At 35.8% G+C, this 24625-nt stretch carries 23 protein-coding genes; 1 reads left to right on the forward strand and 22 read right to left on the reverse strand.

Translation table 11 applies throughout. From position 1 onward, the window contains the following. Positions 1-591 (reverse strand): response regulator (locus RMR19_RS08575; protein ID WP_310603077.1); only part of this gene is annotated, 591 nt, incomplete at its 3' end. A 289-nt stretch (positions 592-880) separates the two neighbouring features. Next, a complete protein-coding gene (locus RMR19_RS08580; RefSeq protein ID WP_310603078.1) occupies positions 881-3346 on the reverse strand; it encodes a leucine-rich repeat protein in 2466 nt (821 codons plus the stop codon). A 298-nt stretch (positions 3347-3644) separates the two neighbouring features. Between RMR19_RS08580 and cobK the strand changes: the two genes are divergently transcribed. Continuing rightward, entirely contained in the window at positions 3645-4445 is an 801-nt protein-coding gene (cobK, locus tag RMR19_RS08585; RefSeq protein ID WP_310603079.1) for a precorrin-6A reductase, read from the forward strand. Here cobK and RMR19_RS08590 read toward each other — a convergent pair. From RMR19_RS08590 to RMR19_RS08685, 20 genes are all read right to left on the reverse strand, one after another. Next, positions 4391-4807, reverse strand: coding sequence for a M67 family metallopeptidase (locus tag RMR19_RS08590; RefSeq protein WP_310603080.1), 417 nt, complete (start codon positions 4805-4807; stop codon positions 4391-4393). The two genes, cobK and RMR19_RS08590, sit on opposite strands and share 55 nt — an antisense overlap. Before the next feature lie 8 nt (positions 4808-4815). After that, positions 4816-5622 carry a thiazole biosynthesis adenylyltransferase ThiF gene (thiF, locus tag RMR19_RS08595; RefSeq protein ID WP_310603081.1) on the reverse strand — a complete coding sequence of 269 codons (807 nt, stop codon included), beginning with the start codon at positions 5620-5622 and terminating at the stop codon, positions 4816-4818. Then, positions 5622-5831 (reverse strand): sulfur carrier protein ThiS, encoded by a 210-nt coding sequence (gene thiS / locus RMR19_RS08600; protein ID WP_310603082.1) that lies wholly within the window; start codon positions 5829-5831, stop codon positions 5622-5624. The genes thiF and thiS overlap by 1 nt, the downstream gene beginning before the upstream one ends. A 25-nt stretch (positions 5832-5856) precedes the next feature. Beyond that, positions 5857-6171 (reverse strand): thioredoxin, encoded by a 315-nt coding sequence (gene trxA / locus RMR19_RS08605; RefSeq protein ID WP_310603083.1) that lies wholly within the window; start codon positions 6169-6171, stop codon positions 5857-5859. Between the two features lie 20 nt (positions 6172-6191). Further along, positions 6192-6437, reverse strand: a complete 246-nt coding sequence (locus tag RMR19_RS08610; RefSeq protein ID WP_310603084.1) for a sulfurtransferase TusA family protein — start codon at positions 6435-6437, stop codon at positions 6192-6194. Further along, entirely contained in the window at positions 6430-7251 is an 822-nt protein-coding gene (locus RMR19_RS08615; protein WP_442871535.1) for a 4Fe-4S binding protein, read from the reverse strand. The genes RMR19_RS08610 and RMR19_RS08615 overlap by 8 nt, the downstream gene beginning before the upstream one ends. A gap of 52 nt (positions 7252-7303) precedes the next feature. After that, positions 7304-9016 carry a sulfate adenylyltransferase subunit 1 gene (locus RMR19_RS08620; protein WP_310603085.1) on the reverse strand — a complete coding sequence of 571 codons (1713 nt, stop codon included), beginning with the start codon at positions 9014-9016 and terminating at the stop codon, positions 7304-7306. A 15-nt stretch (positions 9017-9031) separates the two neighbouring features. Beyond that, a complete protein-coding gene (cysD, locus tag RMR19_RS08625) occupies positions 9032-9832 on the reverse strand; it encodes a sulfate adenylyltransferase subunit CysD (RefSeq protein WP_310603086.1) in 801 nt (266 codons plus the stop codon). Positions 9833-9865: 33 nt separating this feature from the next. Then, complete coding sequence (locus RMR19_RS08630; RefSeq protein ID WP_310603087.1) at positions 9866-10180, reverse strand: indolepyruvate ferredoxin oxidoreductase subunit alpha; 315 nt, start codon at positions 10178-10180, stop codon at positions 9866-9868. Then, positions 10164-11867, reverse strand: coding sequence for an adenylyl-sulfate reductase subunit alpha (locus tag RMR19_RS08635; protein ID WP_310603088.1), 1704 nt, complete (start codon positions 11865-11867; stop codon positions 10164-10166). Before RMR19_RS08635 ends, RMR19_RS08630 begins: the two co-directional genes overlap by 17 nt. Before the next feature lie 19 nt (positions 11868-11886). Continuing rightward, positions 11887-12948 carry a sulfate/molybdate ABC transporter ATP-binding protein gene (locus RMR19_RS08640; protein WP_310603089.1) on the reverse strand — a complete coding sequence of 354 codons (1062 nt, stop codon included), beginning with the start codon at positions 12946-12948 and terminating at the stop codon, positions 11887-11889. Between the two features lie 2 nt (positions 12949-12950). Further along, positions 12951-13793: a sulfate ABC transporter permease subunit CysW gene (gene cysW, locus RMR19_RS08645; RefSeq protein WP_310603090.1), complete on the reverse strand. Its 843-nt coding sequence runs from the start codon at positions 13791-13793 to the stop codon at positions 12951-12953. Between the two features lie 15 nt (positions 13794-13808). Then, positions 13809-14648 carry a sulfate ABC transporter permease subunit CysT gene (gene cysT / locus RMR19_RS08650; protein WP_310603091.1) on the reverse strand — a complete coding sequence of 280 codons (840 nt, stop codon included), beginning with the start codon at positions 14646-14648 and terminating at the stop codon, positions 13809-13811. 33 nt (positions 14649-14681) lie between these two features. Beyond that, positions 14682-15716, reverse strand: coding sequence for a sulfate ABC transporter substrate-binding protein (locus tag RMR19_RS08655; RefSeq protein ID WP_310603092.1), 1035 nt, complete (start codon positions 15714-15716; stop codon positions 14682-14684). Positions 15717-15875: 159 nt separating this feature from the next. Then, positions 15876-17924, reverse strand: coding sequence for an alkyl/aryl-sulfatase (locus RMR19_RS08660; RefSeq protein ID WP_310603093.1), 2049 nt, complete (start codon positions 17922-17924; stop codon positions 15876-15878). Positions 17925-17943: 19 nt separating this feature from the next. Continuing rightward, positions 17944-19098, reverse strand: coding sequence for an ABC transporter substrate-binding protein (locus tag RMR19_RS08665; RefSeq protein ID WP_310603094.1), 1155 nt, complete (start codon positions 19096-19098; stop codon positions 17944-17946). A 655-nt stretch (positions 19099-19753) separates the two neighbouring features. Next, positions 19754-20503 (reverse strand): RloB family protein, encoded by a 750-nt coding sequence (locus RMR19_RS08670; protein ID WP_310603095.1) that lies wholly within the window; start codon positions 20501-20503, stop codon positions 19754-19756. Then, positions 20503-21834: an AAA family ATPase gene (locus RMR19_RS08675; protein WP_310603096.1), complete on the reverse strand. Its 1332-nt coding sequence runs from the start codon at positions 21832-21834 to the stop codon at positions 20503-20505. Before RMR19_RS08675 ends, RMR19_RS08670 begins: the two co-directional genes overlap by 1 nt. A gap of 165 nt (positions 21835-21999) precedes the next feature. Beyond that, positions 22000-23178, reverse strand: coding sequence for an MFS transporter (locus tag RMR19_RS08680; protein ID WP_310603097.1), 1179 nt, complete (start codon positions 23176-23178; stop codon positions 22000-22002). A gap of 180 nt (positions 23179-23358) precedes the next feature. Beyond that, a complete protein-coding gene (locus RMR19_RS08685; RefSeq protein WP_331654684.1) occupies positions 23359-24576 on the reverse strand; it encodes a radical SAM protein in 1218 nt (405 codons plus the stop codon). Between the last annotated feature and the right edge of the window lie 49 nt (positions 24577-24625).

The raw sequence follows: 24625 nt of genomic DNA on the forward strand, positions 1-24625 counted from the left end.
TGTTAGGTCAGATACTAACTGACGAAAATAATCTTTTGTGGAAGGTGTTTTTACTCCATCTTCCCACAGGACTGCCGAAATTTCATTGTTCGTACAAATTGCTCCTTGTCGTAGAACTAGATAAGCAAGTAATTCTTTTGTTTTGGATCGTGAGAATTGCAACGGTTCGTCATTTGCAAACACTTCAAAGTTTCCAAAGCATTGCACACGTATTTTATTCTGATTAATTCTTTCAACTGGGTTACGAAGATTTTCTAATGCGTTCTTTATCATCTCAGGCTTAACAGGTTTCAAAAGATAATCGCTTGCATTCACTTTATAGGATTCTAGAGCATAATGTGAATACCCCGTAGTAAACACAATATTTATCTTTGGGTAAATGTCCTTTAATTTTTTTGCAAGCACAAGACCATTCATACCACCCATTTCTATATCCAGAAAAGCCACATCTATCTTGATATCTTGTGCGTATTTTAGCGCTTCTGATGGTTTCTTAAAGCAAGATAGCATACATTCTGGAATGGCAACTTTTATCGCCTTCGCTAAATCTTCTAGTAATATTCTTTCATCATCAACTGCAATAATATTCATAAGGTAAAACTCCTTTTGACAATAAATACTCTTAGCTAATTACATTACGTCCTTCACATTTATATATATATAATATTAGTATGTTTGGAAAATAAAATCAATATAAACTCAAAATGCCGAAAATTCCGCTATCATTGTCATTCGTATTCGCTCCTATTTACACTAGTCGTAGCATTTCTTTATAATGAGATTGAATAACTAATAATCTATAAAGCAAAACTCGTCCATATTTGTACTTTTCTTTTATACAAATATGGACGAGTTTTTTACTTTTCTTACTATATCTCTCTTACTTCTTCAAGACCACTACTTTCTTACCTTGCACTGTCTTAGTAAACAACTTCTCATAAGCACTCACTTTTGAACTTGGTACTTTAATTGTTAATTTCATATTCGCATATAATACATGATCACCAAGCTTTGTCAATTTCGTACTCTCAATAATCATTGTCTCCAATGCTTTGTCATGACAGAATGCATGGTTACCTATCTCTTGTAATCCTGTTCCGATTGTTATCTTTTTAAGTGTTGTACACTTATAGAACGCACCATATGAGATTACTGTTACGCTGTCTCCAACGATAACTTCTGTTAGACTTGTACATTCACGGAATGAATTCTTTCCGATTACTGTTACATTGTTTCCGATTGTTGCTTTCTTGATATCTTTGTTCTGATAGAATGCTTTCTCTCCGATTGCTGTTACATCGTATTCAACACCCTTGTATTTTACTGTTTCAGAAACATTCACTGTTGTAACGGTTTTGCCTTTGGCTACGCCTGTTAATGTTACTGTTCCAGTACCATTAAATTTATCATCTGCAATTATGTATGTGTAGTTGCCTACTGTAAACTTCGTACCTTTTTTGGCTACTACTTTTACTGTCACTTGTGCTGATTTTGTATTGTCTCCTTTGGAAGTTGCTTTTACGATAAGAGTTGTTGCTCCTTCATCTTTTCCTACTGTTAATACTCCATCTGTACTTATTACCGTATTACTTGATGTATTTCCTTCTACTGACCATGAAACTTCCTTCGATGAATCTTCCGTTCCTACTACAGTTGCTGTGAAGCTCTTTGTCTTACCTTGGATTACTGTAGCTGAAGATGGTGTTAATCTTACCATATCAATGTTTGATGTTACAATTTGGTCTGGCTCTGACTCTTTTGTTTCCGTTGGTGTGGTACTTGGCGTAGGATCTGCTGCTTTTGTTACTGTAAAGCTCACATTGAATGTTTCTGAAATTCCATTACTTCCAGATACCTTCACTATCTCTGTATATGTTCCATTTGGAAGCCCTGTATTGGGTCTTACGCTAAATCCACTCACACCGTCTGTGTCTAAACTTGATATTGTACTACTAGATAACGTAAAGCATGATTCATTTGCACCTGATAGTGTAATATTCAACTCTCCTATTGCTCTGTTTCCTGTATTAGTAACGGTTATATCTAATGCTGTTTGTTCCCCATATCCTGTAACTGCACTTGGGAATGTATAATCAGTTGCAAGGTCTAAGGAAATGGAATAGATTGGTGCACTTAGTAACGCAACGTTTTGTATAGAAGAAATCGTTTTAAGAGTCGGTAAACTTACACCTACTTCTACGATATCCGTTCCTTCAAAATCCCATATCTCACTTGACCAAGTACCATCAAATACATCTGCCATTGTTGTTTCACCATTAAGAACGATATCTACACCATCTATTGCATCTGTTCCTTTATTCTGAGCACTAGCAACATTACCATTAATAACAAGACTTATATCCTCACGTGCCTTATTATCCGAATATGCATCTGTATCATATTTGCCTACTATACGTCCAACTTCAACACCACCCGTTCCTGCTATTGTTAAACCTAACGATACACACTCCGATACAGTACAAGCAGGAATCCCATTTATATTATACCTAGCACCTAGTATACCCCCCACATACTTTTCTCCATAGACATCACCAGTATTGTAGCAATTTTTTATTTCACCACCTGCACCTTGTCCTACTATTCCCCCCATGTATTTAGCCATAGAGCTTGTACTAGTGATTACTCCTGTATTATAACAATTTGACACCTTACCCTCACTATTAACACCTGCTATCCCACCAGTAACACCATCATTTATAGTAGTGATTGCTCCCATATTGTAACAGTTTGATATATCGCCCTTATTCATACCTGTTATTCCACCAACATTATACTTTCCTTGAATGCTACATGCATTGTAACAATTTGTTATCACACCACTATTAATACCTGCAATGCCACCTATCAAATTAAAACCAGATGTTATCGTTCCTGATATGCCCAAATTTTTAATAACCCCTTTGCTATAACCAAATAACCCTTGATTAGCAGTCGTCGTTTGTATGTATATATTTTGGATTTCATAACCTTCACCATCAAATGTTCCCTTAAAAGCATTTGTACTTGAATCTCCGATTTGAATCCAACTTCCAACTTCAGCATTACATACCTCTGACAAATCAATATCAGCAGTTAATTTGATGGTTTTACCACTAAACAAATTTCTTGTTTGCCCATCAGCAGCATTAACAATATTAGCAAACCCTAGTAACTCTGCTGCTGTACCAATAAAATACTCATCCCCAACTGGATTGCTATACCAATCATAATCTGCTGTTACAACAGCTGCACGTGCAGGAACTGCTGTTACTGGCAAGTATGACACAATAAGTAACAGTGTTAAAACTACTGAAAGGATTTTTTTTGATTTTGTGATTTTATTCATATCTTTTCCTCCTGTTAATTGGCTTTTTCTGGCATATTAGTACCCCTATATTTCACAGACTCTGCTTGTGAAACTGCTTAAATAGAAAACTGAAAAATTTATTTTTTATTTTAAATTTTCCCTCCTTCGTTCTATTATAAAATGCGGAGCATGACAAGACTGTGACAAAAAATCTGATTTCAGCGATTTATATTCATTATTTTTATTCAATTCATTTTAATTTTTCTCTATACTATTTATGCACAAGCATTTATACTAATTCTTATATCAATCACACTACTTTACTAGGAGGAATCACATGAATCGTATCCTACTTTTTGCTGGAACAACTGAAGGGCGTATCTTGGCAGAATATCTAAATACATTAAAAATAGCCACACATGCCTGTGTAGCTACTGAATATGGGGAACATCTTTTATTAAATCTTGAATATGTTGAGACAACTTCTACTCGCCTAACTGCTGATGATATGATTCACCTTATAAATCAAGAATCCTTCTCTGCTGTTATTGATGCAACGCATCCGTATGCAACTGTAGTATCTGCGAACATTCAATCTGCCTGCCAAGTAACAAACGCACCATATTACCGTGTACTACGTGAAAGTTCTGAATTACTTACCAAAGATAGTCATATGGTATTCGTTAAGTCTATTGATGAAGCAGTCAATTACCTTCAAGAAACCTCCGGAAATATATTCGTAACCACAGGAAGTAAGGAATTACATAAGTATACAAAACTCTCTGACTTTGAGAACCGTATCTACGCTAGGACATTGTCTTCTCCACAAGTAGTGAAGGAATGCTATGAACTAGGTATTCAAGGAAAGCATCTTATCTGTATGCAAGGCCCTTTCTCTACAGAACTCAATTATGCAATGCTTACTCATTGTAATGCCAAATATCTTGTAACAAAAGAATCTGGCTTACTTGGGGGATTCGCTGAGAAAATCGAAGCCGCAAAGCAAGCCAGAATCACTTGTATCATTATTGGTAGACCACAAGACGTGAAAGGGTATACACTTGAGGAAATGAAGGATATTCTTTATTCCACAATCGCAACTTCCTCTACAGAAACTTCCTTCTCTTCGCTAATATGAAATACCTTCAGCACAGGTAACTCTTCATCCATTAAAGAGAGAATTCCATATAACAGTTTTGAGTCATAAGCAAGTCGTTTATCCTCTTCCGACGGTCTTGCTGGTGTTTCAGGATGCGAATGAAAGTTTCCAATTAATTGCCAATCGTTGCTACGAATATCCTTGATAACCGTCAACTGTTCCTTTGCATCCATTGAGAAATGTTCTCTACTCGCATCTATATTTTTTAGGCAATATACTTTCTTCACATATGTTACACCATCAATGGTAACGCCACCTAGTAAACCGCATGCCTCATTTGGTAAACCTTCCTTTGCATGATGAACAATTGTGTTATAATCCTCTTGTTTTATCTGTATCAACTTAATCCCTACTTTCCATCGCACTCTGTAAGTTCATAGTCAATTAATTCTGTTATCGTTGGAGTATCAGAACATACGGCACAGCCTTTTCCCTTCTTAGGTAACTGTACGGTTCTAAATTCCATCTTGAGTGCATCGTATGTTAATAGTTTTCCAACTAGTAATTCACCAACACCTAATATGTATTTTAATGCTTCCATTGCCTGTAGACTTCCGATAACTCCACCCATTGCACCGATAACTCCCGCTTGCTTACAAGTTGGAACAGCATCCTTTGGTGGTGGTGACTGGAATACGCAACGATAGCAAGGCCCTTGATCCGGAACATATGTCATAAGCTGACCTTTGAATCTTATAATTCCTGCATGGGAAAATGCTTTCTTCGCCATAACACACGCATCATTTATAAGGAACTTCGCTGGGAAGTTATCTGTACCATCAATAACGAAATCATATTCCTTGATTAAATCAAGAATGTTCTCAGCCGTAACAAACATATGATAGGTGTTCACTGTTACATCTGGATTCATCTCATTCATTGTCTCTTTAGCCGAAGTTACCTTTGGTTTACCAACATCTTTCGTTGCATGAATGATTTGTCGTTGTAGATTCGATAAATCCACTTCATCTGCATCTACAATGCCAATTGTACCAACTCCTGCTGCCGCCAGATACATAGCCGCTGGTGCTCCAAGCCCTCCTGCACCGATAATTAATACCTTCGCATTCAGAAGCTTCTTCTGCCCTTTTGCACCAACTTCTTGCAAAATGATATGTCTTGAATATCGTTCTAATTGTTCATTTGTAAATGCCATTAGAAGCTCCCTCCTCCCATAAAGTATAAGAACTCTACAGAATCATTTTCCTTTATAATTGTCTCTTCAAATGCTTGCGAATCCACAAATTCATCATTCACACTCACTGTAACATATAATGGACTCTCTACTTCTGCAACTTCAATTAATTTAGCAACGGAAATGCCTTCTTCTACTTCTGTTTTCTTACCTGCAACTGTTATATTCATACTTTTATTATCCCTTTCGCAATTACTAATATTTCTCAATTAATTCTTTTATCTCTTCCTTTTTCTTTGCTCCATGACTGCGATTAACAACTTTCCCATCAACAAATACGACGAATGTTGGTGCACCCATAACTCGGTACTCACTTGCAAGCTCTGTATCAAAGTTTACGTTTACTTTAACAATCTTAACTTGCTCCCCGTATTCCTCTTCTAACTGTGACAGAATTGGTGACATCTGCTTACATGGAATACAGGAATCGGAATAGAAATCCACTAAAACAGGTACATTCGCCTGTAACACTTCAGCTTCAAAATTCTCTTGATTTACTCGACTTGCCATAAACCTGCCCCCTATATTCCTTACTCTTCTACCTTCTTAACAAGAAGGTTATATGTACCGTCATCATTACTAATTAATTTCAAAATCTGATGTCCCTCTTCTTTCAAACTTCTTGGAACATTCTGAACAGGCTCTCCATCGTTCATCTTAACGGATAGAATCTGCCCATCCTCCAATTCTTCTATTGCCACTTTTGCTTTTACAAATGTTAATGGGCATACGACATCCGTTATATCTACCGTATCATCAATTTGAAAATCAGCCATTGTACGCCTCCTCTACTACTGCTTGCAATGCATCCCAGCCCACACGGTCAATTGTAAACTTGAATCGCTCCCCTGCATTGGCATTGTCATCAAAGAATTGAATTGCAGCGTCTGTTATTCTATATAATTGTTCCTCATTCTTAATTAAAGGTAAGATGCTGGAGCCTTTGTTAATTGTATTTCCAAATAATCCTCCGAAGGAAACAATATACGATTCCTCACCATCCCATGCTTCTGTTGGACAAGCTTTTGCACAACGTCCGCAATAGTTACATTTGCTCTCATCAAGAAGGATATTGTCACCATCAATCGTAATTGCACCTGAACGGCAAGCTTTCTCACATACACCACAGAAGATACATTTATCTTTTTCCCACTTAACATCTAATGCACCTTTTACGCCAATGTCATTCTCTTCTGCCTTTAGACAGTTATTCTGACAACCAGTAACGCCAAATTTGAATTTATGTGGTAACTCTCTTGCAAAATATCGTCTATCAAGTTCTGTTGCTATCTTAAAGCAATCAATATTTCCACTTGGACACACTACATTTCCTTGGCAAGCTGTAACAGTACGAACTCTTGCTCCACAAACTCCTAGTTTACAAGAACCCTTTGCTAACTCTGCCTTTACTTCCTCAATATCTTCAAAATCTATATAAGGAATCTCTACACCTTGACGTGATGTTAGATGCACTTCTCCCTTTCCATATCGTTCTGCCACTTTCGAGATTGCTTCAAGATTCTCTACTGTTAGTGTTCCTCCTACTACTTGCAAACGTAATGAGAATTTCCCTTTTTGTTTCTGGCGCATAAAGCCACCTTTTTTCAATGCACTATAATCAATTGCCACGATAATCTCTCCTTTATATTACCCAATAGTTGTTATGGAATACGACCCAACGGTATGTATCAAAACGCATCCATTTATTCAAGAAGGCAACTTCTCTTCTTTCGTCTAATTCTTGATATTCTTGTAAGAATTGATTTAACTCTTCTTCGGCATTCACTTTTACTGCAAAACCTCTTCCGTTTGTAATCGGATGACCTGCATAACGATATTCATTTAATGGTATAATGTCTGCAATCTTGCCCTCTCTGATTTGAATTGCCACTTTGTCACGTAATTCCAAGATATCAAAATTCTCTGGATACTCATAGCTCTCTCCTTTTAGTGGAATTGCATCTCCAACTGTGTAAGTATTTGACGATACGCCTGTTTTGTTTACTGCAAACTGCTCTACGTTATAGTAGAATTCTTCGAAGATATCACCTCTTGCCTTTAACTTACCGTTACGGAATGTCTCTAATGCTTTGTTTTCTTTCTCTTCCTCTGCCTGTGTTATAATTCCGCCACCTGCAACATCATAACCATCAACAATAACGAATCTTCCTGTTACTTGGCTTTGAGAGAATAAATCAAATGCTACTGGTTCTTTCGTTGTAATAATTACTTCTGCAACATCGTTTAATGCTACCTTTTGAACCTGTTCACTCGAATCCAAACTAGAAGCATCAATTACTTTGATAATCTCTTCTAACTCTCCCTCTATTTCCTGTGTTGCTAACTTAATCTTATATTTCTTATCTTTCACTAAGTTATTCTTGCCCATCCAGAAGATACTTGCTCGGAAAGAATTTGATACAAGCGGTTTGCTCTCTTCCAGTGCGATTACTTCTCCACGCTTGTTAAAGAATTCGTCTGAAACTGTAATTCCTACCGACTGGCCAGCAGTAACAACATCTGTATTATCTCGGTCTGCCCAGTATTCGATTGTCTTAACTGTTGTCTTCTTGCCTTCTGGATAGATTGTAATTTTGTCGCCTTCTCGTAATGTTCCTGCTTCGATACGTCCAGCAATAATTCTACGGTCATCAAACTTATATACATCTTGGATTGGAAGACGAAGCGGTTTCTTATCAAGCCCCTTCTCTTTCTCAATACTGTCCATTGCTTCAATAACAGAGTTGCCTGCAAACCAGTCTAGTTTATCTGACTTCTCTAATATATTTTCTCCGTAATATGCTGAGATTGGAATGTAATCGATTGGTTTGATATTAAGAGTGTCCAGAAATTCTCCCATCTCTTTCTTAACGGAATCATATACTTCCTTTGAATACTCTACTAAGTCCATCTTATTCAATACAACATATACTTTCTTAATTCCGATTAATGATAAAATGTATGCATGACGTTTTGACTGCTCCTGCACGCCTTCCTTCGCATCAATAATAAGAAATGCTGCTTCTGCATTTGCTGCACCTGATATCATGTTTTTCAAGAATTCTTTATGCCCTGGTGCATCAATAATTACATATTCTCTCTTCTTTGTCTGGAACTGAATCTGTGTTGTATCTATTGTGATTCCTTGTTTTTGTTCCTCTTCAAATGCATCTAGTAAATACGCATATTCAAACGGTTTTCCTGTCTCCTTTGCAATTCGTTTTACTTTGTCAATTGTTCCTTGTGGTAAGGAATGTGTATCATATAATAGGCGACCGATAACTGTTGATTTTCCATGATCAACATGCCCTACAACCACTATTTTTAATCTATCTATATTTTCAATCTGAGCCATGCTATCTCCACCTTTCTACATATATCCGTCCTTACGCAATTTTTGCATTGCATAGGAATCCTCTTGGTCTTGTGCTCTTCCTGCACGTTCACTTACTGTTGTATGTTTTAACTCTTCAATAATCTCTTCCACTGATGTTGCATTCGATTCAATCTTTCCAGTACATGGTGCACAACCTAAGCTACGATAGCGTTTGCCCTCCTTTGCGAAATACAAATCAATAATTGGGATATTCTCTCGTTTGATATACTCCCAGATATCAATTTCATTCCAGTGTAATAGCGGATGTACACGAATATGATTTCCTTTCGGAAAGTCTGTTTTAAATTGATCCCAAAGTTCCGGTGGTTGGTTGGAATAATCCCACTCATCATTCTTATTACGTTCTGAGAATACTCTTTCCTTCGAACGAGAACCTTCTTCATCACGACGAACACCAACGATTAATCCATCAAATTCATATTTCTTAACTACTTGCTGTAGACCTTCTGTTTTCAATGCTTTACAGCATACAAGTCTTCCTTTTTCCGGCCCCATTCCTGCATCTATTGCAGCTTGGTTTGTATGTACGATTAAATCTAAATTCAATTCCTTTGCTACCTTATCTCGATAAGCAATCATCTCTGGAATCTTGTATGTCGTATCCACATGTATAAATGGAAATGGACAATGTCCAAAAAACGCTTTCTTTGCTAGCCATAATAAAACAGTTGAATCTTTTCCGATTGACCAAAGCATACCTAACTTACCTAACTTCTTATACGCTTCTCTTAGAATATATATACTTTCTGCTTCCAATGTATCCAAATGATCCATAATGATCCTCCTATCTATCCTTACATTATCTTATTAATAACGATTGGACTCCTTACGATTAATTACTATCTCTTCTTTGTTTCCATTTGGTTTCTCTATTAACCATGTTACAAAATCTCCATCAAATGATGTTGACAGATGACTTCCTCTTCCTCCAATATCTGCTCCAAGATAGAGTGAGATTGCTCCAAACTTACATTCCTTCACGCAAGATGCACAGCCCCAACAATCCTTTGGATACTGAATATATGCTTTCTGTTCATCATTAAGTGCCAGCAAACTTCCTGGGCAAACCGAAGTACACATCTTGCAACCAACACATTTATTTTTATTAATTGCTATGCTCATAACGCTCACCTCGTTTCACCAAATCTCGATAGATTATCTTTAACTCTCCATCTTCTCGTTTCGAGTTCACATAACGTAACCATTCTTCACTACTCTCTGGATAATCCAGATTCTCTGCAAAACTATGCCATCTTGTTTCTTTTCTTGCTCTTAGATGTGCTATGACACTTTGACAGACAACGAGTCTTTCTCGCAACTCATATACAAATAGTAACTCATGCATATTCGATGCCTGTAGCTGCTCACTTAACTCTGTAATCTGCTCTATCTTTTCCTTGGCTAACTCTAATTGCTTCTCATTGAATTGATAATGACTGCCGATTCCTCCTGCATAGGTATCCATAACCTTTTGCATTGCCTCTTCTAATTGCTCTGTTGTGAATGTTGCATCTTTACAGTTAAGAATACTTTCAATCTCTTCTTTTTTAGTTTGAATACGGCTATTTATATACTCTTCGTCTACTGAAAGGCTACTTCTTTCTTTTGATAAAGCATCTACTGCCGCATTCGCTGCAATTTCACCTTCCACTAACGCACCTGTTACATATTTTTGTGGACATCCTCCTGCTACATCACCTGCTGCATATAGTCCTTTTATTGTTGTCTCTCTATTTGTATCAACCCAATATCCACTAGCGGTATGACCACCTACGATATAGGGTTCTGTTCCTTCTATTTCAACGCTTTGTTCACTCGGATTTTTCCCTGATTCAATCCACTTGAGTGTTTGGCTTGGTGCCATGTTTAGATATGCTCTAAGAAGTTCCTGATCCTGTTCCTTTGTTATTCCTTCTGTTCTTAGATAGCAAGGCCCTCGTCCCTCAAGGTTCTCTCTAACTGTTCCATAAACTCTCTCTGATGTTGTGTTTCCGTATTTGTCATCATAGACTTCTCCGAAAGAATTTACTTGCTTTGCTCCTACTCCTTGTGCAATCGTACCTGTTGGAGCAATTGTATCTTTACATCGCAGTGCTATAAATCGCATCTCAAATGTTGTCATCTCTGCTCCTGACAGAATTCCCATTGCATATCCTGCTCCTGTATTAAATGGTGGATACCACATCTTATGTCTTGAAAACCCTGGATTGTTTGGTCTATATAATCCTGCTGCTCCACCCGTCGCACAGATTACTTTCTTTGCATGGATGACATAAAGTACATTTTCTTCAACATCAATCGCTAATGCTCCATATATTTGATTATCCTTCACTAGATAATCGGTAACCGCAACTCGGTTTAGAACTGTCACATTCTCTAATGCATCTACTGCATCTGCAAGAATTGGTTTTATATTCTCTCCGTTAATCTTAATGTTTCGATTTCCTCTAGCGACATATTCGCCATTCTCATCTTTTAATATTACGAGACCTAAGTCTTCTAACTTCTTTGTTACTCGATTAAGTCCCTCTGACATCGTAAGAAGTAAGTCATCTCTTACGATTTCTGCTGCATCTCTTGTTGCATACTCCACATAATCCCTTGGAGTCCTTCCTTTCACGATATAAGCATTAATCGCATTTACTCCTGCTGCCAAACAGCCACTTCGTTTTATATTTGCCTTCTCTGTAATAATCACACTTGCATCGGATTTCTCTCGGATCGTAAGTGCCGCATAACAACCAGCCGTACCACCACCAACAATCAGAATATCCGTATTATAGGTCTTTACTGTAATTTCTTTACTCATTCCGCACCTAGCTCCTCTCTTAGATAAATACAGGATTCTCATCCTCCATCGCTTTATTCTCCAACAAGTAGGTGTTATCCTTGTCAAATACATATAGTCGGTAAATCAATACGCTCACCGTTTCCCCTACTTGAATACTTTCCTTCTCAAGAGACCTTGTTGCGGTAAATATCTGCCCTTTGACATTTACTTTGACCTCTAAATTATTTCCTCGGAATGCAATTCCTTCTACAACGCCTTGTTCTGAGGCACTTAGGTATTGCTTTAATTCTCCTTGTTTTGCTATTCTTATAAATTCTGGGCGAATTACTGCTTGGTTCATTGATTCTATCTTTTCGAATCCAACTAGATTGCTATAATTCTCAACGAAACTTGACTGTCCAATAAATTGTGCAACAAATGGTGTCGTGGGTTTCTTATATATTTCAACTGGTGACCCCATCTGCTCCACTCTTCCTTGATTTGTTATGATAATTTCATCTGCCACTTCAATTGCCTCGTCTTGGTCATGTGTAACGAATATACTTGTGATTCCAACTCGGCTAATCATTTCTTTTAACCAACTTCTAAGCTCCTGTCTTACCTTGGCATCTATCGCTGCAAATGGCTCATCTAATAGCAACAACTGCGGATTTGGTGCTAATGCCCTTGCGAATGCAACTCTTTGCCTTTGCCCTCCTGATAGCTGGTTCGGATAACGATTCTCTAATCCTTCTAATCCAACTAATTTAATCAATTCTAATACACGGTCCTTGATTTCTTTCTTATTCTTCTTCTGAATCTCTAATCCAAATGCAACGTTGTCGAATACTGTCATATAACGAAACAACGCATAACTTTGAAATACAAATCCAATTCCTCGCTTGCTTGCAGGAATATCATTGATTCGTTCTCCATTAATAAGGATATCTCCCGAATCTGGTTGTTCTAAACCAGCTATCATACGGAGTATTGTTGTTTTGCCACTTCCACTCGGCCCTAGCAGACCGATTAATTTTCCTTGTTCAATTCCAAAATTAACATTATCGGACGCTTTATAATTATGAAATGTTTTATTGATATTCTTTAATTCTACATACATAACTACCGTCCTCCCTTCTTCGCCTTATATTCCACTATATTTCGCAGTATTAGTATGATTACCGCCAATACAACCAAGATTGACGATACCGCAAATGCGGCTGATAATTTAAACTCGTTATATATAATCTCTACATGTAGCGGAAGTGTATTTGTCTTTCCTCGTAGATGTCCCGATAAGACAGATACTGCTCCGAACTCTCCCATAGCTCTTGCGCTACATAATACAATTCCATATAACAGTGCCCATTTCATATGCGGAAGTGTTATCTTTCTAAATATGCGAAATCCACTTGCTCCCATAAGTGCCGCCGCTTCTTCCTCGTCCTTCCCCTGTGCATTTAATACAGGGATAATTTCTCTTGATATGAATGGAAATGTTACAAACACTGTTGCTATTATTACACCTGGAACTGCAAATACAATTTGAATATCATGCGCCTCTAAAAATCCATGCGCCCAACCGATTCGACCAAATGTAAGAATAAAAATCAAACCTGCTATTACTGGTGAAATTGCGAAAGGGATATCAATTAATGTAAGTAATAATTGTTTACCTCTAAAATAAAATTTAGTAATTGCCCAACTTGCAAATATACCGAAAACTGTATTGATTAGCACTGCTGTAACGGTTGCTAATAATGTTAATCGTAGTGCCTTAATCGTATAGGTATCTGTGATTGCTTCTATGTATTTTCCTACTCCATCTTTGAATGCATAAACAATTAATATAAGCATCGGAATAATAAGCATAGTGATGATAAACAGCAAGCTTACTGTGATTAATATTCGCTTTGTATGATTCGTTCCTTTTTGTAAATTTACTGCGTTCTTTTCTATACTCATACCTCCACCTGCTTTCTATGTTGTTCTCTTTGTTGCATGCACTTGAATTATATTTATCAATAATAAGATGACAAAGGACGCTGCTAACATTACTAATGCTATTGCTGTTGCATCGGTATATTTTAGTTGTTCAAGCTTCGCCATAATGAGTAATGGGGCAATCTGTGTCTTATATGGAATATTTCCTGCTATAAATACAACACTTCCATACTCCCCAATTCCCCTTGCTAATGCTAATCCAAATCCCGTTAACATTGCCGGCAAAATCTCTGGAAATATAACTCGTAAGAATGTTCTACATCCACTTGCCCCTAACATTGCTGCCGCTTCTTCATATTGTGAATCAAACTTTTCTAAAACTGGTTGAATTGCTCTAACTACGAATGGTATTCCTATGAATATCATCGCAATCGTAATTCCTATTTTCGTATATGCTATCTTAATTCCAAACTTAGCAAATATACTTCCTATCCAACCTTTGTCGGAATATAATGCTGTTAATGATATACCGGCAACTGCTGTTGGTAGTGCAAATGGTAGTTCTATCAATCCATCTAGTATTCGCTTCCCTGGGAATTCATATCGAACTAAAACCCAAGCAAGAATCACGCCAAAGATACAATTTATAATTGCCGCTATGAATGCACAAGAGAAACTAACGACATATCCTGATAGAACATCTTTTGCTGTTACGATTTGTATAAATTCATCAAAAGAAAGGTCAGAAGCACAAATTACAATCGATGCCATCGGAATAAGTACGATCATACTTAGCATTGCTAATGTAATCCCAATTGATAATGGGAATCCAGGTATTACCCTTCTTCTCTTTGTTCGCTTCAATGTATAATTCATGATTCTTTCCTTCCCCTCTGTTTAAAATCTATGTTACTGTGTATAAATCTGGTCGAATACTCCACCATCTTGGAAATACACTTCATATGCTTTATCCCAACCACCGAAATCATCTATATTAACCATATTGATTGATAAGTTGAATACATCTGCAAATTCATTTAAAATGTCTTGATTTGATGGACGATAGTAATTCTCTCCTGCTAATCTTTGACCAACATCAGAATATAGATATTCTAAATATTCTTTGGCAACTTCTTCTGTTCCTCTCTTCTTCGCTACAGAGTCAACAATTGCAACGGAAGGTTCTGCAAGAATACTGATACTAGGTGTTACAATCTCATATTCCTCTGGATGCTCTTTTAATGTTAGGTATGCTTCATTCTCCCAAGCGATTAATACATCGCCTTGACCATTCTCGACAAATGTTGTTGTTGCTCCTCTTGCTCCAGAATCTAATACACTTACATTCTTATATAATTTTGTAACGAAATCTTTGATTTGTGTCTCATCGCCATTATATTGTGCATCTGCATATGCCCATGCCGATAAGAAATTCCAGCAAGCTCCACCAGATGTTTTTGGATTTGGAGTAATTACATTTACACCATCTTTAATTAAATCTGACCAATCTTGAATACTTTTTTCATTTCCTTTGCGTACAAGGAATACAATTGTTGATGTATATGGAGAACTGTTTTTATCAAATTCTTCAATCCAACCTTTTTCAATTAATCCTGCTTCTTCTATAGAAGTGATATCATGTGCTAATGCTAATGTAACAACATCTGCTTCATTTCCTTCAATAACGGAACGTGCCTGCTTTCCTGAACCACCATGTGATTGAGTTACTGTAACTGTTTGACCAGTCTTATCTTTCCAGTACTTTGCAAACTCTACATTATAAGCTTCATAAAATTCTCTCGTAGGGTCATAAGAAACATTTGTTATCTCTATAGAACCGCTGCCTGATGCTGATGAATTATTTTTTTTGCATCCTGTTAAACTCCCAACTGCTAATAATAGAACAAGGTTTAATGCAACTAATTTTTTAATATTTTTCTTCATACGACTTCCTCCTCTTTTTTCACATCAATTGGTGTCCCCTTTTGTTTTGATGTGTTTTCCTGATTTCATATATTCCATATAATTTCGATATGAATTACTTGTTATAAAATATACCACCTATTTCATACTATGTCAATAGGATTTATATATTTTTTTATTTTATGCTTCAACTATGTTAAATCCTCTACTCTCTCCCAAATCCACAACATAGTCTTGCAAGCGCTCTAATGCTGAGAAATCATCTGTTTCTATATATTGTTTTACTGCTTGTATTTTCTTTCCGACAAGTGCAAAGAATATCTCTCTTGTTGTCTTTACATATGGAATCGGCTCACTTGTCTCTTGATAATCTTCATAGAATAGTAATGTTCCCTTGTATAGATGTACGAAGATTTGATTTACGATTGTTGCCTCATTTCCTAGATATGTAGTTTTGTTATCTGTTTCAGCTAGGACTGCATTGCTCTTTTCCTCAATTCCCTTTGCATCCTTACTACTTGGCTGTACGATTTGTAGATTGAATTTCAAATCTTCTTCTCCAGCTAAGTCGCCATCAATTACGATTCCAAGATATTCAAGAATCATTGGAATTGTCATATTCTTTGCGATGTCACTTTCCTTGTTCTCAAGATTCGTTGGTTTCTCTCTTCCATCTCTAAGTTCCTGTGCTCCTGTGATATAAGCATTTCTCCAAATTCCTGATTCCGATTGGTAGGCAAGTTGCTCTAATGCATCTGCGCATAGATATCTTGCTTCTATATTATCTGGATTTGCAAATACTACTTTGTTTGTTACTTCTGCCACACTTTGATACTTTCCTTGCTCGAACTCTTCTTTTGCCTTTTTCAAAATAGCTTCTTCTGAGCCAACATAGGAAACAAACTGTTTCGCTTCCTCTACTTCTGTGAGCGGATTTAATGTAACTGGATTTGCATTGTAGAAGCCAAGGTATTTTTGATATACCGCTCTTGCATTTATCTCAATCGAACCGTAGTATGGTCTGATAAACCAGTTCTTTGCGATATCTTTTGGTACTTTGATTTTCTTCGCAATTTCTCTTGCTGTGTATCCCTGATTAGCATATAGCAACGTCTGGTCATGAATGAACTGGTAAATTGCTGCATTGTTTCTTAGATAGTCTTTAACAAGTGTAGGTTGCTCTTTCGTATTCCAATGTGGCCAGTTATGTGACTGGAATACAACATCACTTTCTTCTCCATATTGAATTAATGCATCTCTTGTGTATTTCGACCATGCACTTGCATCACGAACATGTGCTCCACGAATTGGATATAAGTTATGTAATGTTCCACAGCAATTCTCTGCCGCCCAGAATGCTTTGTACTCTTTAAAATAATTGTTCATCTCACTTGGCGCTTCTGTTCCTGGCGTTAATTGAAATTCTACTTCTAATCCATCTATTACAATTGTTTGATTCTCTGCAACAAAATCCGTTGGTGTAATATATGACACAGTTCCTCTTGATACTTTGAGACCTAAGCCAACCGATACAATACCTTTCTCTCCGATTTCTTGTCTTGAAGCAAATTGATATTCGCTGCGACGCAACATTGCGCCTCCTGCATATACATTTTCTTTTACTGTTTCGATATCAAAACCTGCTGGTACATAGATTGGCACTTTTCCATCTTCGGCTTTACCAACCTTTTCTTCATCAACAACACCCTTAATACCACCGTAATGATCTACATGAGAATGGCTAATTATAATTGCCTTTATATTATTGTGAATATCCTCACCAAGAACTTCTTCTACTAATTCGATACTCGCTTTTGCAACTTCCACAGTAGTTGTGACATCAACTGCAATCCAACCTGTTTTTCCTCTTACTAATGTTAGATTCGCAATATCAAATCCTCTTACTTGAATAATCTTATCTTCCACTACAGAGAATACACCAGCAAGAGCATTACTCTTTCCATTCAACCATAAACTTGGGTTAACGGTATCTGGTACTTTCTTTTCCTTTAAGAAATCAAATGCCTTTGTATTCCATACGACATTTCCATTTGCATCTTTAATTACTAATTCATCTACTTTTTTAAGGCAATGTGTCTTTGCCAACTCATACTCTTCATTTGTAGCATCTTCTAAATCAATTCCTAACTCTTCTCCAAATAAACGGTTAACCGCTTTTGTATATAGAGATGCTTCTTTTTTTTCACGATTCCATTGTGCTATACTCATATTGCAACACACTCCCTTCCTATTTTGATTCTGCAAGTACTTCTTCATAGTAAGAAGTATCTATTAAATCGTTAATATCAACTTTCTCTTGAATCAAACCATTTTCATAAGCAAAATCAATTAAGCTCACAATCTTATCTTGAGACTCCTTTGTTAACTCAGGTTTGAAGTATGAGAATGTTGTATCATAGTTATAAGTATCTTCATAAACAGACTCTGGTATCTTACTTCCTTCTCCTGCTAATGCTTTATATGCGCCTTTCTCATCTGATGCTGCATATTCCTGTGCTCTATTCAGTGCTCGAATAATTGCTTTTGCTACATCTCGATTCTTCTCAAGATACTCTTCTCTTCCTGCTACTAAAAACTGTGCTGTTCTTTCTGGTGTATCATAGCTTGTGTTTACGACAGTTCCTACTCCGATTGTTTCATAATATTTTTCTGCAAATAATGTATAGATTAATGCATCTGCATCTCCTGTTGCCAATATGGATTGAGAATCCGCATTCGCATTAATTAATTGAATCTTACTTTCATCTAAGTTATAATTCTTAACCAATTGATAATAGTAATAATGAGCTACAGTACCTTTACCTAGAATTACTTTCTTTCCTTCTAAATCTTTTGGTTCTTTAATCTCTACTCCTGGTGCTGCTAAGATACCAAACTGATACTCTGTATTCGCTGCTGCAAACACTTTGATTTTTCCACCATTGCTTCTCAATGTTATAATCGGAAGGTCACCATAAACAGCGATATCTACTTCTTTAGCAACAAGTGCTTCATTAATCGCTGGGCCTGCCTGTGCAAATGCGATATATTCTGGTTTGTATCCAACTGCTGCTAATTCCTCTTCTATATATCCTTGTGCCTGTGCAATCTTTGCACTCTCTACGAAATTGCCATCTTGTGTTGGTGATGCTAATTTAACTACTTTTAATTCTGTTGGTTTTGTATCTGTATCTTGAACTTCAGTATCTTTAGCTTCTGTATCTGCTGAATCCTTAGATTTACTTGTTGTCTGTACTGCTTGATTATTATTTTTATTTTTGCTTTGGCAAGCTACTAGATTCAACGCCATTGCTAATAGTAGCAATGTGCTTATTATTAATTTTGATTTTCTTCCAAATTTTCTTTCTTGTCTTTTTCCATTTTTATTAATTCTATTATTCATATTCTCATTTCCTTTCTGATTTTACATGACTTTCATTCACGGAAAACACCTTGCATTTGTTTCCTCTCAACAGTTACATTTTTATTTACTTTCTCTTCATTTATTTCTTTTATAAAAATCCAACATCGACAACTTATAAGACCACCCCTTTCAACTGAATATCCAGATAGGATTCGATTGCAAAACAATACTTTGTGAAACTTCTTAAATCCCTTTACTCCTTTTGCTTTTATAGAAAGACAAAAAGAGGCTTTAAACAGTATATTCCTATACCATTTAAAACCTCTGGTTTTTCCAGTCAGCTTTATTCCTACTAACATTATATGAATTGTATGTTTAAGAGTATAACTCTTGAAATTAGAAATGTCAACATATTTTTTCGTTTAGGTTTGACAAAAAAATTAGCACCATTAATTAGGTGCTAATCCTCATAATGCTTCTTTGGTGAAAGTAAAATCATTCCTCCGCCATGCGCTCCAATTCTTCCATTGATTTTACCACTATTTCTCCTCGCTCTAATTGCGCAAAACTTCTATCTAGCTTCGCTAAATATTCAGCATTTCGTTTTGCTTTTTGTAATTCATTATGTTAGAATCAATCTTTAATCTTATCTTTTATTTGAATTTACCATTATTAGCAGTTATGAATAACGCATTTATTCAACACATAGTTCTTGTATCTTTTCAAGAAGAATATATACTGTTGACCCTAAATTAGATGGCCATTTTTCTGCTTTATTATGTAAGTCTCTAGCTCTAATAATTGCATTTTTTACTTTTTCTCTATCATAATGCTTTATAACAATATGTTTCTGTTCTTTTAGTTGAGCTTTTGCATCTTTTCTTAATCGAATCCTAAAATGACCCGTCTTTTCATAATGATGTTCTTCTGTGACTGCATATTTATAATCCTCTTCGTTCACATCTACATGATGTATCAATAACCACAACTCAAAAAAAGGATTACTAATTGCATAACCATACCCCTTTTCCTCACATGTGGCTAATGCCTCATTCCATTCATCAATGTTATTGTCATCTGTGTGATCATCAACATCAGCTATAATCCAGAACTCATCATCTGGGTGCTTATCCAAATCAAATTTTAAATTATTCTCATTTTTAAATTTATCTATTTTTTCCACCAATTGTTTGGGTTTGTTCTTTGAAATCTCTTTATTTTGATCTGGTGTACGGAATTTAGGTAATGTGTTAACAGCATCCTCCATAACTGATATAAACTGAATTTTAGATTTAGCTTCATGAAACATATCTGATATCATACTAAAATACTCTTCTTCTGTAACAGCTCCCTCACACGATAGGAAAATAATTTTAGCAGTAGAAGGTCTTTTTTTTCTATATGGTGTACTAGGGACAAAATTTCTTCTATTTGATAATTCCATTATCTTCCCCCCCTAATCACTGGTACTGCTCCAAATCTGCCATTTAGGTAATCTTTTAATATATCTTGCTCTTCTACTATGTCAAAATCTGATAATGGTTTTAACTTTGTTTCTCCCATTTGATTCTTCTCAATAAACCATATTTCTTCTTTTATAAACTCATTCAAATTAATTAAATTCACATCATGCGCTGTGAAAACAATCTGACTACTTGAACCTTTTGAATTTCTTATAAATTTATCTAAAAAATATTTTGATAGCTTGGTGTGTAAACTACGATCTAATTCATCAATAAAATATATTGTATCAGAACTATTATCCATTCTAAATAATATCGGTAACAAATCCAGTAATCGTTTTGTACCATCGGATTCATCTTCCATGTTAAACTTATATACCTCATTATTTAAATGATGCTCAAATTTAAGTTGCACAAACATAGTTCTATTATCTTTTTCAGAAAAAATAAAATATTTTCCATCAAGATTTACAATACCCATTTCCATTTCTTCTATCTGATTCACTATATCCTTTGGAATTTCCATCTCTTCAATCAAATCATTAAAATCAATTAACTCTGCGGAAGCGGATATATTAAAAACACCTGTATCTAATTTGCTTAATGTTTTTGATAGAAATTCTCTAAAATCCTCATCTTGCTTAACTCTAATTGGCAACCCTTGGATTTTTGTATTTGGATATATTATCTTTACATTCTCAAACCATGATACAATCTTCTCTGCTCTTTTAATCCCATTATCAAATAACTTATATAAAAATAGTTGATTCCTTTGATTTTCCTGCATACTATCTTTAAGTACTTCAGCCAATTTTCGTTCCTTTGAATCACTACGAGCAAACTTTGGAGTTATCTCTATTAAAGTTTTATTTTCCTTATCCGTAGTTCTTGTAAACATAGGAACAAAACCTTTATTCGTTAATATCATCAACCACTCTTCTTGAACCCTTATTCTATCTAATGAAAATCCATAATCATAAACATCACCATTCGTATATATCATAAACTGAAATGTCGTTACATTATTTAAATCATCAAATTCACCCTTAAATTGATCAATTCCAGTAGCTTTTCCACTTCTCTTTTCTTCTACAATATAGTCTCTAGCAAATTCTATTGATTTTATAAAATTTGATTTTCCTGCCGCATTAGGTCCAAAAAATGCTCCTCTTCTTAAAACTTTCCACTTTCCCATTTTTGTATCAATAGTAGTTAAAAAATTATCATCTAATATTTCTTCATCAGGAAACATTGAGAACTCTATGTCATGCCCAATCGACTTATAATTGTTAACTATGTATTTTAAAAGCATTTTTAACTCCTCCTTTCCTATACCATCTACTATATATATTGCCTACTTATTTATTTTTTAACCTATATTCATACACAATAATTTAAGAATATACTACCATATTTTTATGCGATTAACAAACAAATATATTCTTTTCGCTCATAAAACCCTCCGAATATAAATACTCTAATTAACCATCTTTCTATTCAGCACAAAGAAAACAGCAACGCTTGCAAATATCGCCAAGCAACCTCCCAAAACAAAAGGTGCCGCCTGTCCAAGTGTATCCCAAAGAACTCCAGCAATAAGAGATGCTGGTAATAAGCCGATACCCACAATTGCTGAATGAAGTCCGAGAGCACTTCCCTTTAAGTGTGGTGGCGCAATTTCCGCAATCAATGCTCTCTCGCCACCTGCCGTCAATGCAGTATAAACACCGTACACAACAAATAATCCCCAAAATGCAGGTCTGGAATTTAGCAATCCAATCCCTAAATACACCACTCCATACAATAGATAGCCGATTGGCAATGTGTATTTTCGCCCTATTTTATCTGATAACTTTCCTATCGGGTAGGATATTAATGATGCAACAATGTTAAAAACAAAATAAAGCAATATCGCTTCACGAGAAGAAAACCCTGCACTAGATGCTCGTAGTAATATAAAGGCATTTGACGAATTCCCAAGAGAAAAGATGAAAATAATAATTAGAAACAACTTCAGCTTTGTATTCAAGGTTTTCCACTTGAAATTCAATTTTTTTGGAGCAATTTTCTTTTTCTCGTCTTTGACAAGCAATACACAAAGTGGGCCAATCAATGCTGGAATCATTGAAATAATAAATATGTTTCTAAATCCATCGGAACCAGATGCCATTAGGAAAAACGCAAGTAGTATACCAATAGATGCACCTATCATGTCAAATGTTTTATGCAATCCATACGCTTTGCCAAGCTTCCCATCTTCAGCCGATTCTGCAACAAGTGCATCACGAGGCGCTGTTCGAACACCTTTTCCAAAACGATCTACAATTCGTGCAAGCAAAACGCCTACCCATGATACAGAAAACAAAATAATAACCTTGTTGAAAAATGAAGCAAAATAACCGATAAACGCCAACTGCTTTTTATTGTTATACTTGTCAGCAATCATACCAGAAAATAGCTTTAGTATAGCTGCCAAACTCTCAGCAACGCCCTCTATTGTTCCAATAATTGCTGGCGATGCACCCAATACTGATGTAAGATAGAGCGGTAATATGGGATATACCATCTCTGTTCCGATATCTGTAAATAAGCTCACTAATCCCAATATTACAATATTGGATACAATAAATTTTTTACGTGGTCTTTTCTCTGTCATAGAAAATGGCCCCCTTTATAGATATAGTCTCATTATAACATTTTGATTATGCTTTGACTATTGAGAGTATATAAATAATTGGCGTATAGTCACTCTACTCTGTAGCAAAAGACCATTATAAAGCAAATTGAAAAAAGGTTTTAGATAGCATATCTCTATACTACCTAAAACCTCTAACATCTATTTATTAAATATAGCCAACCGTTCCTCATCAATACTATACAAATCATGAACAAGAAAATCCGCTGATGGTGATACATCAAAATATTGTTCATATGTAAAGCCGACTTGCTTAAAGATTGCATATGTCTTCTTCGCAAGATCGAAGTGCCATTCTGGAGATGGGGTTCTATGTCCTTCTAGCTTCGAACCAGGATTTGGGTTCCATGCATTTGTCAAACTTAATATTCCCCTTTTTGCAAAATACTCTACCCCTTCCAATGTTTTCTCTTTCGGTTCAATTCCTGATACAAAGCCAGTTCTTACTTTACCAAAACCGAATACCTTAACAGCATATTCCAAAGCATCTACCCAATGTTGCCAGCCACCGCATTCTTTTTCTTTTCCTGGGCATATCGTTTTAAATATATTTTTATCCCATAGTTCAATTTGAATTGCTAGTGTTCGATAACCAGCCTCTTTATATTTATCAATTACAGTAAGGTCTGTAGGTGCACCTATAACTGCTGTCCCATTAAAATCCTTTTGACCAAGTTCTTCTTGAATTGCCTCTGCAACGTCAATATAGTAATCTACTTCTCTTCGTTCAGGGATAAAACCTCCCGTTATATTAACGTGTAATCCTCCATCTAACTCATATGCTGCTTTCACAGTCTCTGCAATCTGCTTTGGATTCTTCCACTTAATATTTTCTATGTCTGCATACGTATCTTTCGTTGCATTCGCATTACAGAACAAGCAATCTAATCCTTTATCCTTTAAAGAACATTCATTACTATATGCCACTCCTACTGTTTTAGTTGGATTAAAACTTGCTACATGAGACATCTCTACCCCATCAGAAGTACGTAATTTATAGTATTGTGGACGTTCTGTAAATGTAATTGGGAACTTCTCTTCTCCACGTTCATATAGTTTAAATTGATTATCAACATAGTCAATTGTAATGTTAGAATCAGGGTCCCAAGCAAAACTATAGTTAATTCCACTTGGTGATGTGAAGCTACACGGAAATGCAACACCTGCATGTTCTTTGTGATCCATTTCAAAGAGCCCATGAATCTGTTCTTGCACTTTTGTTCCTAATTCTAAGTGTTTAAATATTGCTGGATTAACCTTAATTCCATAAACAATAACTCTTGATTTCAGTTCGACTTCTTTATATAGTTGTTGCTTTAACTCTTGGATTGCTTGATTGTTTTGACTGTTTTCACTCACGAATTATTCCTCCCAAATTTGATAATTATATAAACAATTGCAACACTCT

Origin of the sequence: Anaerosporobacter sp., assembly GCF_031551385.1 — a bacterium.
In the GTDB taxonomy this organism is placed as follows: Bacteria; Bacillota; Clostridia; order Lachnospirales; family Lachnospiraceae; genus Anaerosporobacter.